Source organism: Bradyrhizobium sp. AZCC 1719, from assembly GCF_036924525.1.
Classification (GTDB): Bacteria; Pseudomonadota; Alphaproteobacteria; order Rhizobiales; family Xanthobacteraceae; genus Bradyrhizobium.
Window position 1 is genome coordinate 5,503,768 of sequence record NZ_JAZHRU010000001.1, and the last position, 16,017, is coordinate 5,519,784.

The window sequence follows — 16,017 nt, forward strand, 5'->3', positions numbered from 1 at the left end:
TTCCGGCTGCTCAGAACGAAGCTACACCGTCAGCACATCTTCAATCCGGATCGGCAAGCTGCGCACGCGCTTGCCTGTGGCGTGAAAGACGGCGTTGGCGATGGCGGGGGCCATGCCGACGAGCGCGATCTCGCCGAGGCCTTTGACGCCGAGGGCATTGACGTGTGGGTCGATCTCTTCGACGAAGTACGCTTCAAGTTGGGGAATGTCGAGATTCACGGGCAGCAGGTAATCGGCCATATGGGCGTTGACCGGGCGGCCGTCGCGCGGATCGAGGACAGTGCGTTCCATCAACGCCATGCCCATTCCGCCGATCATGCCGCCAATGCATTGGCTCCTCGCAAGTCGCGGATTGACGACGCGGCCGATGCCATAGGCGCCCGCGGCGCGGCGCAGCCGGATCGTGCCGACATCGGGATCGACGGCCACCTCCGCAAATACGGCTCCAAAGGAGTGCATGGAAAAGCGGGCCGCGACATCGGGATCGCGCTGAGCCGAAGCCGTAGCCTCGATGGGGCGGCCGTCCTGAGGGCGCTTTGCGGCTTCCTCCTGCACGGCAATACAGGCGGCGCGGATCGCAGAGCCGACCGAGGCCATCGTCCATGAGCCGCCATGGGATGGAGCCGGCGGATAGTCAGAGCGGCCAAGGCTGAAGCGCACCCGTTCAACAGGCAGCCCCAGCGTCTCGGCGGCAACCTGCGTCATCGATGTGTAGGTGCCGGGACCCATGTCGCTTGCCGCCACTTCAACTTCGGCGGTGCCGTCCGCAAGCAGCCGCGCCCGCGCATTCGCCGGCGCATGGAAGGCCGGATAGCTCGCCGATGCCACGCCCATGCCGACCAGCAGCCGGCCATCGCGCATCGAACGAGGTTCGGGTAACCGCCGCGACCAGCCGAAACGTTCGGCGGCGAGGTCATGGCATTTCATCAGCGACCGGCTGGAGAACGGCTTGTTCTCGCCCTCATCGATCGCCGGCTCGTTGCGACGCCGCAGATCTATCGGATCGATTCCGAGCTTGTACGACAGTTCATCCACGGCACATTCGAGCGCAAAGACACCGCTTGCCTCGCCGGGGCCGCGCATATGGTTCGGGGTGCCGATATCGAGTGGCAGCAGCCGGTAGCGGGTCCGCACGTTCGGCGTGGAGTACAGGAAGCTCGTAACCGAAGTCAGGGCCTCCATGAACTCTTCATAGCGGCTCGTCTCGCCGGTGCCTTCGTGCACAATGCTGGTGAGCTTGCCGTCCGCCGTGGCCCCGAGAGCCATCCGCTGCAGGGTGCGGGGCCGATGGCCCGTCATGAAGAACATCTGCTTGCGCGTGAGTACGAGCTTGACGGGACGTCGCAACTGTCGCGCCGCCATGACCGCAAGCGTCACATGCGGCCATGTCCTGAGCGACGTGCCGAAGGCACCGCCGATAAACGGACAGATCACCTGTATGTTCTCGGGCGGCAGGCCGAACACGGCTGCGATCTCGGCCTGTTCGTTGACGACGAACTGGCTCTTGCTCCACAGCGTCAGCCGATCTCCATTCCAGGCCGCGACGGTGGCGTGCGGCTCCATTGGATTGTGGTTTTCGCGCGCGATTTCATAGATCTCGTCGACCTTCACCGGCGCGTCCGCGAGAGCGCTGTCGGCATTGCCGCGCGCGGTGTCGGCCGGCAGCCTCGCATCCGGCTGCTTCCCGGCTTCCGGAACGACAGGCCGGGCTTTTGGGTCGGCAGGATCAACGAGCGGCCGCTCGGCCGTGTAGGAGATGCGCAGCGCCGCAGCCGCGCGCTCCGCCTGGTCGAGCGTATCGGCGACGACGATCGCCACCGGTTGCCCGTAGAAGCGCACCTGGTCGTCCTGCAGCACATGCAGCCGCTCGCCTGTCGCCGGATCGATATAGCTCCTGTGCGGCGCGTATGGCAGGCGCGGCGCATTGCGATGGGTGATGACGGCAACGACGCCCGGCATCTTCTCAACCGGCGCGGTCTCGATATCGGTCACGCGGCCGAGCCCCACCGTGGCACCGACGATCACCGCATAGGCCTGGCCGCCCTGGTTGAAGTCGGCCGCGTAGCGCGCCGCGCCTGTGACCTTGGCGCGACCATCCACGCGCGGCAGCGGCTTTCCGATCACGTTCGTCGTCATGCGGCTTCTCCCGTCATTTCAAGAGCGCGGACGATCGTCCGGGGCAGCAGTTCGAGCTTGTAATGATTGCCCGACAACGGACGGGCTCCTTCGAGCGCCAGCCGCGCGGCGGTTTCGAAGATTTTGCGATCCGGTGCCTTGCCGATCAGCGCTTTCTCCACCGTGCGCAGGCGCCATGGCCGGGTGGCCACGCCGCCGACAGCGAGCCGCGCCTGACGGATCACGCCGTCCCCGACATCGAGTGCGGCGGCGGCGGATACGAGCGCGAATTCGTAAGAAGCGCGGTCGCGTACCTTGAGATAGCGCGCCCGCCGGCTGTACGGACCGCCGGGGACCCGCACCGCGAGGATCAGCTCGCCAGGCAGCAGCGTATGTTCGAGATGCGGCGTATCGCCCGGCAAGCGAAACAGTTCCTCGACCGGAAAGCTGCGCTCGCCCCGCGGCCCCCTCACCTGCATCGTGGCATCGAGCGCGACCAGCGCGACGGCAACGTCCGAAGGATGCGTTGCCGCGCAATGATTGCTCGTGCCGAGAATGGCGTGGCCGGCATTGAGGCCATCGATCGCGGCGCAGCCGGAGTTCGGGGTGCGCTTGTTGCAGGGCGCGTCGTGCATCCGGAAATAGGGGCAGCGCACGCGCTGGAGCAGGTTGCCGCCGATGGAGGCCATGTTGCGCAATTGCGGCGAGGCGCCCTCGATCAGGCTTTCGGCAACGAGCGGGTGCAGGCGCTGCACGCCTGGGTGGGCGGCGACATCGGCCATGCGGGCGAGCGCGCCGATCACGAGATCGGAACCCTCGATGCGGATTTCGGAAAGCGGGAGCGTGTTGATGTCGACGAGGTGTTCCGGCTGCTCCACCTCCTCCCGCATGAGGTCGATCAACGTGGTGCCGCCGGCGATGAAACGTCGGCCGGACGATGCGGCGGCGATGGCGGCCTGGACAGAGGTCGCCTTCTCGAGCGTGAATGGAAGCATGGTCAGGCCCTCCTGGCAGCGTCGGCGACCGCAGCGACGATGCCCGGATAGGCGCCGCAACGGCAGATATTGCCGCTCATCCAAAACCTGATTTCATCTGGCGAGCCTGCATGGCCTTCGGCGATGCAGCCTATTCCCGACATGATCTGTCCGGGGGTGCAGAAGCCGCACTGCAAGCCGTCGTGCTCGACGAACGCAGCCTGGAGCGGATGAAGCTCGCCATTCGTTTCAAGGCCTTCGATCGTCTTGATCTCAGCGCCCTCATGCATCGCAGCCAGCGTCAGGCAGGAGACGATCCGCCTGCCGTTGAGAAGGATGGTGCAAGCGCCGCAGGCGCCCTGATTGCACCCCTTCTTCGTGCCGGTGAGATCGAGCGTCTCGCGCAGCACATCGAGCAGTGAGCGGCGGGGGTCCAGGTCAAGCTCATGCTGCCTGCCGTTGACCACCAGCCGGACCCGTCCCGTCGATGCGGCGGGAGGCCGTTCAGAGATGGGCTGCGCGGCGACTTCCGATGCGACCGCGAGAGTGGCCGCTCCCCCGACCGTAAGCAGCACCGAACGGCGCGATAATCCGCCACGCTGCTCTTCGGTCTCAACAGCACCGTCGGTGAACGGCTCATCGCTTGTCATGATCGTATGCTCGCTTGCTTGTTGACGTGATTATCGTTCGCTGATTGCGATAAGATGACGTCACAATTCCTCTTCGACGCTCGGAAGCGGATCGGATTGCGCTGCGCACCAGACATCAAGCGCGGCCAAGCGATCGCCTCGGATGAACAGCGCGAACTAAGCATGAACCTAGTGGGGTGTACCGTTCGGATATTGCGGCGACTATCGCGGTGTTGCGATGAAGTGCCGCCGGGCACCTACAGAGCGCGTCGGAATGCCGACGGGGTCACGCCGACGATCGTTCGGAAAGCCGCCGCGAAAGCTGATGGCGTCTCGTAACCGACTGCAAGCGCGACCTCTGTGACACTCAGGCCTGAATGGGCGAGAAGCTCGCGGGCGCGGCGCATGCGTTGCGCGGTCAACCACGCGTGCGGGGTCTGGCCGGTCGACTGCCGAAATGCCGTGCAGAAGTGGAAGCGGCTCAGGCCGACAAGGGTGGCGAGTTCGTTGAGCCCGATATGCTGTTCGAGATTCTCGCGCATGAACGTCGTGACGCGCCGCACCTGCCAGTCAGCAAGCCCGCCCTTTCTAACCTGAGCAGACAAGCTGCCAAATGATGAATGCTCGCGGATCAGCCGCGCGCAGAGGAGGTCGATCGCCTGCTCCACGAACAGACGGGACGATGCACTGTCCCGCGCCGCCTCGTGGCTGAGAATTTCAAGCAGCCCCGCCGCCGCGGGATCGCCGAAGGCCACGCGCGGAAGAATCTCGACGCGTCTTCCGCCCGCAATCTCGTCGGCGCATGCCTGGAGGCGTTCCTGCGTGAGGTAGACGTGCGAAACCACCACGGGGCCGGCAATGTTCCAGTGGCCGTCAACGCCTCTCGGGATGAGGGTGAAGGCTTTCGAGTTGGTCCTGGACGTCAGGCGCTTGTTCTCAATCCGCCAGGATATCTCGTGCTGTCCTTCGTGGCAGCCGACGGCGACGTACCCGGCCACGCCGCGCATGTAATCCTCTTGCAACCCGCCATGCGCCCACTTCCGTGTCAGGCGCGTATCACCGTGCAAGATCTCAGGCACCAATACCGGTGGCTCGTCCAAGATGCGCGCCATCTCAATGGCAGGATCCGGACTTGAGTGGCCGGCTGTAGATCGGGCCAGGCCGCGTTGATTCGGTGCGGCCCTGCTTCGGGAACGGAACAGCCGCTGGTCCAAACTGTCGTCCTCGTCGAGCCGCTACACTTTTGCACCACCATTATGCAAAAAGACGCAGCCATTGGGTAGAAAAACATCTGCGACAATCCTGACGCGCCCCCTCCTGACTGCCTACAAATTGATCAACCCATGGTCGCGCGGTTCGGCTGAGGCCCTCCGTCCTCGCGGCTGAAGCCGGCCGCCTCCCCCGCCGTGTTCAATGCCCAAGAGAACTCGCCATTGCAGTCCCGTCCACTGCAAATTGAAATGGTAGACATCGCCGTAACGACGCGCATCGCTATTTCAACAATCGCAACATCGGCTCAATCCCGTCACGACACGCCCACGTTGAACCCGTAAGTGTGGCCTGCTGTTTCGCCTTGCGCGAGTGAAGTGCCCACAAACTGTGCTGCGTCGAACATGCGGAACACGTGGTGAATTTGCGCAAACGACGGCGCCACCAACCAGCAACAGAAAACTGCAAACAAAAGGAGCTGTAGATGGCCGGCGTGTTTCCTGTTCAAGGATTTGGATTCCTCTCCAACTACAATGGCGCATTCGTCGCCGGTTCCGCGCTCGCCGCCATGCAGGCGATCGCCGGCACCAATTCAAATTCGATCGAACTCGCTCCGCGGCTGTTTATGCAAACGAGGACGTCGAATGATGTTTTCGCCGATCCCAACAAGACCGAGAGCGACGCCAATATTCTCCAGGCGGCGGCAAATGCGCAGGCGCTCGGGCTTTCGGTCACGCTGAAGCCTATGGTCTCAGCCCTCGATGGCACGCTCGCATACGCACTCATTCCGAGCGATCCCGCCGCTTTCTTCGCTTCCTACAAGACCGCAATGGTCCACATGGCTGAAATCGCCGAGCAAGCGGGCGTGACCATGCTCTCGATCGGCAATGAGCTGGGCAAGCTCTCCGGACCGCCATATCGAAGCTACTGGGTCGACCTCATCGATTCCGTACGCGCCGTGTTCCACGGCGAGATCACCTACGCAGCCGCAACCGACGAAGCCATCAATGTCAGCTTTTGGGACAAGGTCGATGTCATCGGAATCAACGCCTATCCGCCGCTGACGACGACAACCGAGCCGACCGTCGAGGAGATGGTCAATGCGTGGAACAACATGTCCACGGACGACTACTGGGCGAAGGTGATGAATCACATGTCGCCGGTCGATTTCTTCCATTCCCTTGCCTTGCAGTACGACAAGCAGGTGTTCTTCACCGAAACCGGTTATCGCAGCCTCGACGGAACCAATATCAGCCCGGGCGGCTGGGCCGAAGGCACGACGCAGGATGTGCAGGAGCAATACGATGCCTTCAACGCCTTCTTTCAGGTTTGGGGATCGGAAGGCGGAAGCTGGTTCAGGGGCGCGTCGATCTGGAACTGGGATACGAACAACAAATATTCGCCGATCGGCTACTCGCCCCAGGGCAAGCCTGCGCAGGAGTTGATTACCGAATGGTATGGAGGTCAGCACCAGCCGCCCGGCCAGACGCTAACGGGTTCTCCGTCTGCCGATTTGATGGATGTCGGCGGCGGCAATGACGTGCTGTCGGGCGGGGTCGGCAACGACACGATCAAAGCCGGCGGCGGCGATGACACCATTACCGGCGGCCCCGATACAATTCCGAAACTCATGGAGACGTCAGTCACGGTGACGGGCTACAGCTCCGTCGTCGACGGCGTCGGCGCCAAGATGCAGCTCCTGATCAACGGGCAGCAGGTCGGCAGCACCGTCGAATTCCACGGCGCGAGCGATCCATCGGGTTTCCAGACCTTCACATTCACATTCGCCAACCCGGCCAGCGTCTCCAGTCTCGATCTCGCCTTCATCAACGACATCGCCAACGCCAATGGCGACCGCAACCTTTATATCAAGGACATCACCGTCAACGGCGAGCACCTTGCCGTGTCAGAAGGCGTCAATCCCAGTTCGCCGGGGACGTGGAACCTCTACCAGAACAAGTCCATCCACTATGACATGACCGGCCGCCAGGACCTGTTCTTCGGTTCGTCGACCGATGATGACGATCTGGAAGGAGGCCCGGGCAAGGATGTGATCAGCGGCGGCGCCGCCACGGACATGATCCAGGGTAGCGCGGGCAATGACACCATCAACGGCGGCCCCGGCGCGGACGTGATCCGCGGCGGGGCGGACGACGACACGATCAACAGCGGCGCCGGCATCACCACGGCGACCGATCAGCTTTATGGCGACGACGGCAACGACGTCATAAAGGCCAGCACCGGCGATACCGGCGCCCTGCTCGACGGCGGCAGTGGCAAAGACCAGCTCTATGGCGGCTGGGTAGCCAATGTCCTGAATGGCGGTGACGGCAACGACTATCTCTCCGGCGGCGGCGGACTGGATACGATGCACGGCAACGCCGGCGACGACCAGCTCAAAGGCGGCCCGGCGGCAACCCAAATGTCCGGCGACGACGGCAACGACAGCTTGCAGGGCGGCACGGGCAGCGAGTTTCTGTACGGCGGCAGCGGCAACGACCGGCTGACCGGCAGCGCAGGGAACGATTATCTAGCCGGCGGCACCGGCAACGACACATTCGTGTTCGCCCCCGGCTTCGGCAAGGACACCGTTGCCGACTTCCAGAATACCGATGGCGTGCAGGATATCGTTCAGTTCAGCAAAACGGTGTTTGCCGACTTCAGCGCGCTCCAATCGCACATGGCCGAGGTTGGCACCAGCGTCGTGATCACGGTCGACGCCAACAATGCGATCGAGATCCAGAACAAGACAATGAGCCAACTCCACGCCAGCGATTTTCTGTTCGTGTGAGCTCCACTGCGGGATGATGACTCAAGCTATCTCAGCCGTCATTGCGAGCGGAGCGAAGCAATCCACGTCTCGGCATAACGGATGGATGGATTGCTTCGCTGCGCTCGCAATGACGGGGATAGTTCGGAGCCCTTCTTACGACGCCAGCTTCAACCGCTCCAGTGCTTCCTGCAGCTTTGCCTTGCGCGCGACCGCCGCCTCGCGCTTTTCCTTTTCCTCTTCGACGATCTCCTCGGGCGCGTTGGCCACGAATTTCTCGTTGCCGAGCTTGGCGTCGACGCGCTTGATGTCGGCCTCGGCCTTGACGATTTCCTTGTCGAGCCGGGCCTTTTCAGCCGACAGATCGATCACGCCCTTGAGCGGCAGAGCGACAACCTCGCCGCGCACGAGCAACTGAACAGCGCCTTCCGGCGGGCGGTCGGCGAAATCGATCGCGGCGAGCCGCGCCAATCGCTTGACGATGTCGTTCCAGCGCTGCGCGCGCCCCTTTGTCTCCTCGGACGCACCCGACAGCACCACCGGGATCAGCGTGGCCGGCGCGATGTTCATTTCCGAACGTACCGAACGGATGGCGGTGACGAGATCGACCACCCACCCGATTTCGGCCTCGGCGGCCGGATCGCTGAAATCCCCGGCATCGAGCGCGACTATGGCCGGTGCAATTACTGGATCGCCGGGTCCTGCCATCGCCATCGCGGCGATCTGCTCGGCGGTAACCGAACTGACCTTGCGCGGCCATTCCGCCAACACCAGCAGGCCGTCGCGCTTGGCCGTCACCGCCCAGAGTTCCTCGGTGATGAAGGGCATGAACGGGTGCAGCAATTTAAGGATCTCGTCGCGCGCCCAGGCGATCATGGCGCGGGTCTCGGTTTTCGCCGCCCCCTCCTCGCCCATCAGCACCGGCTTTGCGAGTTCGAGATACCAGTCGCAATAGACATTCCAGACGAAACGATAGATGGCGTTCGCCGCATCGTTAAAGCGATAGCCCTCGATCGCCTCGGTGACCTCACGCGTGGCGCGCGAGGTTTCATGCGCGATCCAGCGGTTCAGCGTCTCCCTGGCATTCACAGGATCGAAGCCGTCTGGCTTCTCGCAACCGTTCATCTCGGCAAAGCGGCAGGCGTTCCAGAGTTTGGTCGCGAAATTGCGATTGGTTTCGACCAGTTGCGGCGAGAGCTTGATGTCGTGGCTGTGCGCCGCGCCGCGCGCCAGCGCAAAGCGCAGCGCGTCGGCGCCAAAATCGTCGATGACGCCGAGCGGATCGATGACGTTGCCTTTCGACTTCGACATCTTCGCGCCCTTCTCGTCGCGAACCAGGCGGTGGATGTAGACGGTCGAGAATGGCGCATCCTTCATGAAGTGCAGGCCCATCATCATCATCCGGGCGACCCAGAAGAAGATGATGTCCCATCCCGTGACGAGCACGTTGGTCGGATAGTAGCGCTTCACTTCCGCCGTTTCGTCGGGCCAGCCGAGCGTCGAGAACGGCCACAGCCCTGATGAAAACCAGGTGTCGAGCACGTCCTCGTCACGCGTGATGAAGCCCTCGCGCTTGGTGGGATCCAGCGCCATCTCGCGCCCCTGCTCCGGCGTGATGACTTCCTGCTCGACGTAATAGCCGAGTGCGTTGCCGACGGCTTCGTCTTCGGTCTCGGCGACGAACACCTTGCCGTCAGGACCGTACCAGGCCGGGATCTGGTGGCCCCACCAAAGCTGGCGCGAGATGCACCAGGGCTGGATGTTTTCCATCCATTCGAAATAGGTCTTTTCCCAGTTCTTCGGCACGAAGCTGGTCGCGCCCGAGCGCACGGCTGCGATCGCCGGCTGCGCCATGGTCTTGGCGTCGACATACCACTGGTCGGTCAGATAGGGCTCGATCACCACGCCGGAGCGGTCGCCATGCGGCACCATGTGCGTGTTCGGCTCGATCTTTTCCAGGAAGCCGAAATCTTCCAGCCGCGCCACGATCTTCTTGCGCGCGGCAAAGCGATCGAGATTGTGCAGCTCTTCCGCGAGCATCAGCGCGCCTTCCGGCAGGCCGCGCAGATAATCCTCGTTGTCGACGAGGGCCATGCAGCCCTCGCGATCGAACACGTTGATCTGCGGCAGGCCGTGACGCTTGCCGACCTCGAAGTCGTTGAAGTCGTGCGCCGGCGTGATCTTGACCGCGCCTGAACCCTTTTCGGGATCGGCGTAGTCGTCGCCGATGATGGGGATGCGGCGGCCGACCAGCGGCAGGATCACATGCTGCCCGATCAGGTGCCCGATCCGTTCGTTCTCCGGATGAATCGCAACGGCGGTGTCGCCGAGCATCGTCTCGGGACGTGTCGTCGCCACGACGACAAAAGTCGAGGGATCGTCGGGGCTAAAAGTCTTGCCCTCGATCGGATAGCGCAGATACCAGAGGCTGCCCTTGACCTCGACCTGCTGCACCTCGAGATCTGAGATCGCGGTGAGCAGTTTCGGGTCCCAGTTCACCAGCCGCTTGTCTTTGTAGATCAGGCCTTCGCGGTGCAGCTCGACGAACACTTTCACGACCGCGCGCGACAGCCCCTCGTCCATCGTAAAACGTTCGCGCGACCAGTCGCAGGAGGCGCCAAGGCGCTTCAACTGATTGACGATGACGCCGCCGCTTTCCGCCTTCCACTGCCAGACGCGCTCGAGGAATTTGGCGCGGCCAAGGTCGCGGCGGCCCGGCTCCTGCCGTTCCATCAATTGCCGCTCGACCACCATCTGGGTCGCGATGCCGGCATGGTCGGTGCCCGGCTGCCACAGCACATCGCGGCCGCGCATGCGCTCGAAGCGGCAGAAAATGTCCTGCAACGTGTTGTTCAGCGCGTGGCCCATATGCAGCGAGCCCGTCACGTTGGGCGGCGGGATCACGATGGTGAACGGCGCGGCATCTTTCCGTTCCGGGCGGCCGGCCTTGAACGCGCCGCTTTCCTCCCAGATCCGTGACATACGGCTTTCGATATCGGCGGGCTGGTAGTTTTTTTCGATCATGGCACTGCAATTGGGGATATCGGGGCGTTCTCGAGCAATCCGTCGCCGGTCCGCTTAGAGAATACGCATCAAAACAACGTGGTAGCGCCCGGCTCTGATGTGATCGGTGCCGGGCCGGCCCCTAGAAAGCCGCCACAGCGCCTCAAGTCAACCTGACAACTTAAGTCCGGGGCAGCGGGAAGCCGCGATAACGCCGGTTTGACTGTCCGAATGGGGATCCGCCCGGAACTAGAGCCTTTTCGGTTCTGATTGAATCAGAACCGGGCTCTAGATTCTTGTTTTGACGCGTTTTCTTGACGCGAGCCGGTGTCCACCCGGGATCAAGTCCGGGGCAGGCTTTCGCTTGAAAACGCTCTACCGCCCGCGCGAAACCCGCTCGATTTCGGCCTTGACGATCCGCTCCACCAATCCCGGCAGATTGTCATCGAGCCAGGATTTCAGCATCGGCCGCAGCATTTCCTTGACCAGATCTTCCAGCGTCCGCGCGTTATTGCTCAGCACGGTATTGGCCAGCGAATTGAAGGCGGATTCGACCGCGGAGACGGTCGAGCGCGACAAGATCGGCTGCTGTGGTGCTTCGAACGGCGGCGGCTCGTGGGCTGGCTGCCGCCCCCTGTGGGACTCGCTGAACTCGATGTCGTCCTCCGGCTCGATCTTGTTGAAGGAGGCTTTCGGTGGCGCCGGATCCGGCAGCGCCATCTCGTCGGTGAGTTCGAACACGTCGGCTTCCGGCTGCGCAGGCCTGATCTCCGTCTCGGGCGTTGCCGCATCGAGACTCGCCAGCATCGCGTCGATGTCGTCCTGGTTGTTGCTGGCGGCCGGTTCAGGCGCGGGTGCAGGCGGCGGCGGGGCCGGCGCGGGCTTCGGAGCAGCCGGCTTGGGGGCAATGGCCGACGGCGGGATGTCCTTCATCACCGGTTTCGGCGGCGCCGCCGCGGCGGCCTCCGGCTTGGCAGCGGCAGGCTTTGCCTCGTCGTCGGCAATGATGCGACGGATCGACGCCAGAATCTCCTCCATCGAGGGCTCTTGGACCTTTGCAGGTTGCGTCATCTCCGACTCCACATCGAAACCATTTTACACCAAAGCCAAGAGGGAATTGCCGGTTCCGGAAATGCAGGCCGGGATTTTCACCGCACAAGCCTGACTTGTCCCCAGATCAAGCCCGCCCGCGGCATCGCGCGGGAGGTCTGCTCCCCTCAAAACACAACCCGACGCGCGTCCGTGAGATGCAAGGACGCGAGCCGCGAATCGCTCAGCTCGCCCAGGAAACGGTACGTCATGGCCACAAATGATTGCAAGCAAAGCGCCCGGCGCTTCAGGCGCCGGGCGACGATATTCGTCCTGTGTTGCGCGGGGTTGCGCCGGTATCAGCGGCCGTCGGGTGTACGAACGCCGGCCCAGCTATCGCGCACCTGATGATAGTGCACGCTCGGATCGTAGATCGTGGTGGGCAGGTTCAGCACCTGCGGCGTCAGCCGTCCGATCTTGTCCAGCACGGAGTATGACGCCACCACGCGATCGTGCTGCGCGGTGACGAGCGCGACGCGCGCATTCACCAGCGCCTGCTGCGCGTTCAGCACGTCAAGCGTGGTGCGCTGTCCGGCCTTGGCTTCCTCGCGCACGCCGTTCAGCGCGATTTCCGACGCCTGCACCTGCGCCTGGGCGGAGGCGACCTGCGCCTTGCCGGCGACGAGCTGCCCCCATGCCGTGACTACGTTGGCGCGGGTCTGGTCGCGAGTCTGATCGAGCACGAGACGTTGTTGCGCCGCCGTTTCCTTGGACTGGCGGATCAGCGAATATTCAGTGCCGCCCTGATAGATGGGCACCGTGAGCTGCGTGGTCACGGATGCGCCGAACGTGCGGTACTGGATCAGGCTCTGCTCATAGGCCTGCTGGACCGAGCCCTGAATCGTGACCGTCGGCAACAGCGCGCCTTCGGCCACCTTGACCTGGAGGTAGCTGACGTCGATGCCGAACATCGCCGCGGTGACGTTCGGATTTTGCGTCAGGCCGAGCTCGACGGCCGCCGGCAGCGTCGACGGCAGGAAGCGGTCGACCGGCGAGCCCGGCGCCAGCGCTTGCGGCTCGTTGCCGATGATGCGGCGGAAGTTCGAACGCGTCGTCGTCAGATTGGCTTCCGCGGTCAGGAGCTGCGTCTTGCCGGCGGCAAGCTGGGCTTCCGACTGCGCAACGTCGGTGCGCGTGACTTCGCCGACATTGAAGCGGTCGCGCGTCTGTTTCAGCGTCTGCTCGAGCACGCGAACGTTACTCTTCTGCACCTCGACGATCGCGGAATCGCGCAGATAGTCCATGTAGATGGTGGCGCCGCTGAGCAGGACGGTCGATTCGAGTGCACGCAGCGCTTCGCGCGCGCCGGAAACCTGGCCTTCCGCCGCCCTCGTTCTGTTCGCGGTCTGCTGACCGTTGAACAGCGTCTGCGTGATGGTGCCACCGATGCTGCGCGGCGAATTGGCGCCGACAATAGGGGTTCTCACGATATTGTCGGGAGTGCCGCCCTGAGTGCTGAGCGTATCCGTATACTGGACGCCCGCGCTTGCGTTGACCGAAACCCTGGGACGATAGCCCGACAGCGCCTGCGGCACGTTCTCGTCGGTGATGCGCACCTGCGCGCGCTGCGCGTTGAGCTGCGGATTGTTCTGATAGGCGCGCACCAGCGCTGCCTCAATTGTGTCGGCCAAGACGGGCGTCGGGCCCATGCACACTAATAGAAGGGCCGAAGCCGCGGCCCCGGCAAATGCCTTCACCCCACGCATCCCAAGCAATCCAATCATTTTTGAAACGCCCGGCCGATGACCATGATCGCACACGATCATTAACCGAACGTCGCTTCACTTGAAGTGAGTCCCAGCTCACCTTATTCCGCACCTAGGCTGGACGGAACACCCCGGCAAGCAAACCCCGTCGAAACTCTTCACGTGGGGCAATCGGGCCACACTTCTGATTTCGAAGAGGATTTAGCTGGCTACGGCGGGCGATTATTGGGCGTGGGAAGGGCTGAAAGGCTAGAAAACGAAGGCCGGAACAAGTTCCATGCCGGGCAGCACCGGGGCAACGGCATCGAACAGCGTCCGGTGACCGAAATCGCCGTGCGAACAGGTCACCATGGTGGCCCGCGCCGGCTGCGACTTTGCAAAAACGCCCACCAATCGGCCACCGTTCCGCAATTGCCCGTAGAGCCGCTCCGGCACGATCTCGGTTGCGCCGTTCAGCACGATGACGTCCCAGGGCGCGTTCGCCGGGTCTCCATCGGCCGGCGCCGCGGTCCGAACCGTCACGTTTCCACAGCCATTGGCGGCCAGAATCGCCTGTGCCCTCGCCGCCAGCGCCGAATCGTTCTCCGTCGCGGTCACTTGGGTAGCGAATCGGGCGATCACGGCGGCGGCGTAGCCGGTGGCGCAGCCGACCACGAGGACGCGATCGCTCTGCCTGATCTCGGCCGCCTGCAGCATCTTCGCCAGCACTGCCGGCTTGATCAGGAAGCGCTTGGCCGAGCCCCCTTCGCTGACGTCGAGATCGAGATCCAGATAGGCCAGCGCCTGCTTGTTTTCGGGAACGAAGGCCTCGCGCGGCACCGCCAGCATGGCATCGATAATTCGGATATCGGTCACGTCGCTCGGACGCACCTGACCATCGACCATTTTCTGGCGCGGGGTCGCAAAACCGGACATAGGCGAAGACCCTGAAAGCATGCGGCGTTGCCGCCGGGGAGCTGAAACCGGGCCATCTTTGGTACAAGCTCCGGCAAAACGCAACATGCGGGCGCCTGCGACCACCGCCGGTGCGGAAAAGCCGCTGCTCTCGCCTACTCTATCGCCACGGCTAATCTGGCGATCAGCCGCGCCACCTCATCCAGATGTTCGTTGTCATGCTCTTCGACGGCTTGCGCGAGCCGAAGCAGGCATTCGTCGTCGCTCATGGCGGGAATGTCGCTCGGAACGATCGGAGGTGCCGCGCGTGTCAGTTCGGTCACATTGGCTGGCATCGAATCAGCTCCCGTGAAACCCGGCACCACAGAGGCTCCGGGCCGATTGAGTCGAATTGGCGGCCCGATCCAGGACCCCCTATAGATGACGCAATTGCCGGCGCCCGGTTCCGCCCGCCATCTGCCCGGGAGACGAAAGCACTGACAAACCGTTGTCGTGCGAGGACTTTCCGGCCCTGCTTCAAGCAAATGCGCAGCCTGTGATTTGGTCCTTTGCAAGCCCGAAAGGCTTTGTTATACGCTGCCCGCTCGCGAACCTTTGTTTCGCCTATTCCTCGGTAGCTCAGCGGTAGAGCATTCGACTGTTAATCGAATGGTCGCTGGTTCGAATCCAGCCCGGGGAGCCACCGCCTTTTCTACGCCAAGGCGCGATGCAGCGCGCCAACATGCGACTTTTCACCGCGTAACGATCTGGTTCAAGTTTCCATCAGCCTGGCGGACAGGAATTCGATGAACCGCTGGGTCTTGGCTGCAATGAGGCGAGTTTCGGTGACGGCGTGAATGCTGACCGGCGACCCCTGCCATTCCGGCAGGACACGCCGGAGCCTGCCCGAGGCCAAATCTTCGGCGACGATCTTCTCGGCAAGCAGGGCAATGCCCTGGTGGTTGACCGCCAGGGCGCGGATCATCCCGACGCTGTTGACCGTGAAGCGGCCGCCAACGTCGACATCGATCTTGTTCATCCCCTGATGCAAGGTCCAGATCCTTGGCATGCAGATACATTCGTGCTCCGCCAGGTCCGCCGGTGTTGCCGGCTCGCCTGACGCCTCGATATAGCCAGGAGACGCATAGAGGTGGCGCGAGTGCCGCCCGATCAGGCGGGTGATCAGACTGGAATCTTCCAGCTTGCCGATGCGGATCGCCACATCGAACGGCTCGGCCACTAGGTCGACGCGGCGTGGAGTCAGATCGAATTCGAACGTGATGCCGGGATAGCTTTGCGCAAAATCGACGATGATCGGCGTGAGGTAAAGCGTGGCGAAGTCGACCGGGAGCGAAACCCGCAGGACACCGCTCGGCTGCTCCAGCATCGCGCCGAGCTGTTCGTGCGCGAGCCGCGCCTCATCGACGATACGCTTGCTTCGTTCGTAGTAAAGCTGGCCGGCCTCGGTGAGCTCGATCTTGCGTGTCGTGCGATGCAGTAATCTTAGGCCTATCGCCTTCTCCAGCTCGCTGATGCGTCGCGACAGAGTGGAGTTTGGCATGCCGAGAGCCTCCGCCGCCTTCCGGAAGCTCCTGGCTCTGGCCACCTCCACGAACAGCGCCATGTCGTTCAAGTGGCTCACGCTATTG

At 63.2% G+C, this 16,017-nt stretch carries 11 protein-coding genes and 1 tRNA gene; 2 read left to right on the forward strand and 10 right to left on the reverse strand.

The window, feature by feature from the left end:
• Positions 1 to 21: 21 nt before the first annotated feature.
• The 4 genes from V1292_RS25950 to V1292_RS25965 form a co-directional block, all read right to left on the reverse strand.
• Positions 22 to 2,136 (reverse strand): xanthine dehydrogenase family protein molybdopterin-binding subunit, encoded by a 2,115-nt coding sequence (locus tag V1292_RS25950; protein ID WP_334375473.1) that lies wholly within the window; start codon positions 2,134 to 2,136, stop codon positions 22 to 24.
• On the reverse strand, positions 2,133 to 3,110 hold the full coding sequence (locus V1292_RS25955) for an FAD binding domain-containing protein (protein ID WP_334375474.1): 978 nt from the start codon (positions 3,108 to 3,110) through the stop codon (positions 2,133 to 2,135). The genes V1292_RS25950 and V1292_RS25955 overlap by 4 nt, the downstream gene beginning before the upstream one ends.
• 2 nt (positions 3,111 to 3,112) lie before the next feature.
• Complete coding sequence (locus tag V1292_RS25960; RefSeq protein ID WP_334375475.1) at positions 3,113 to 3,739, reverse strand: (2Fe-2S)-binding protein; 627 nt, start codon at positions 3,737 to 3,739, stop codon at positions 3,113 to 3,115.
• Between the two features lie 236 nt (positions 3,740 to 3,975).
• Positions 3,976 to 4,830: an AraC family transcriptional regulator gene (locus V1292_RS25965; protein ID WP_334375476.1), complete on the reverse strand. Its 855-nt coding sequence runs from the start codon at positions 4,828 to 4,830 to the stop codon at positions 3,976 to 3,978.
• Positions 4,831 to 5,411: 581 nt separating this feature from the next.
• Between V1292_RS25965 and V1292_RS25970 the strand changes: the two genes are divergently transcribed.
• The gene (locus tag V1292_RS25970; protein WP_334375477.1) at positions 5,412 to 7,718 is read left to right on the forward strand and encodes a glycoside hydrolase family 113; all 2,307 of its coding nucleotides are present in this window, start codon (positions 5,412 to 5,414) and stop codon (positions 7,716 to 7,718) included.
• Between the two features lie 135 nt (positions 7,719 to 7,853).
• On the opposite strand, the gene V1292_RS25975 is transcribed toward V1292_RS25970, so the two are convergent.
• From V1292_RS25975 to V1292_RS25995, 5 genes are all read right to left on the reverse strand, one after another.
• The gene (locus V1292_RS25975; RefSeq protein WP_334375478.1) at positions 7,854 to 10,721 is read right to left on the reverse strand and encodes a valine--tRNA ligase; all 2,868 of its coding nucleotides are present in this window, start codon (positions 10,719 to 10,721) and stop codon (positions 7,854 to 7,856) included.
• A gap of 354 nt (positions 10,722 to 11,075) precedes the next feature.
• Entirely contained in the window at positions 11,076 to 11,771 is a 696-nt protein-coding gene (locus V1292_RS25980; protein ID WP_334375479.1) for a PopZ family protein, read from the reverse strand.
• Positions 11,772 to 12,088: 317 nt separating this feature from the next.
• Positions 12,089 to 13,495, reverse strand: coding sequence for a TolC family outer membrane protein (locus tag V1292_RS25985; protein ID WP_334375480.1), 1,407 nt, complete (start codon positions 13,493 to 13,495; stop codon positions 12,089 to 12,091).
• A gap of 249 nt (positions 13,496 to 13,744) precedes the next feature.
• Positions 13,745 to 14,410, reverse strand: coding sequence for a protein-L-isoaspartate O-methyltransferase family protein (locus V1292_RS25990; RefSeq protein ID WP_334375481.1), 666 nt, complete (start codon positions 14,408 to 14,410; stop codon positions 13,745 to 13,747).
• A 134-nt stretch (positions 14,411 to 14,544) separates the two neighbouring features.
• Positions 14,545 to 14,724 carry a hypothetical protein gene (locus tag V1292_RS25995; protein WP_334375482.1) on the reverse strand — a complete coding sequence of 60 codons (180 nt, stop codon included), beginning with the start codon at positions 14,722 to 14,724 and terminating at the stop codon, positions 14,545 to 14,547.
• A 272-nt stretch (positions 14,725 to 14,996) separates the two neighbouring features.
• Between V1292_RS25995 and V1292_RS26000 the strand changes: the two genes are divergently transcribed.
• Positions 14,997 to 15,071 (forward strand) — tRNA-Asn (locus V1292_RS26000).
• Positions 15,072 to 15,140: 69 nt separating this feature from the next.
• Here the strand turns inward: V1292_RS26000 and V1292_RS26005 are convergent.
• Entirely contained in the window at positions 15,141 to 16,010 is an 870-nt protein-coding gene (locus V1292_RS26005) for a LysR family transcriptional regulator (RefSeq protein WP_334375483.1), read from the reverse strand.
• Positions 16,011 to 16,017: the final 7 nt, after the last annotated feature.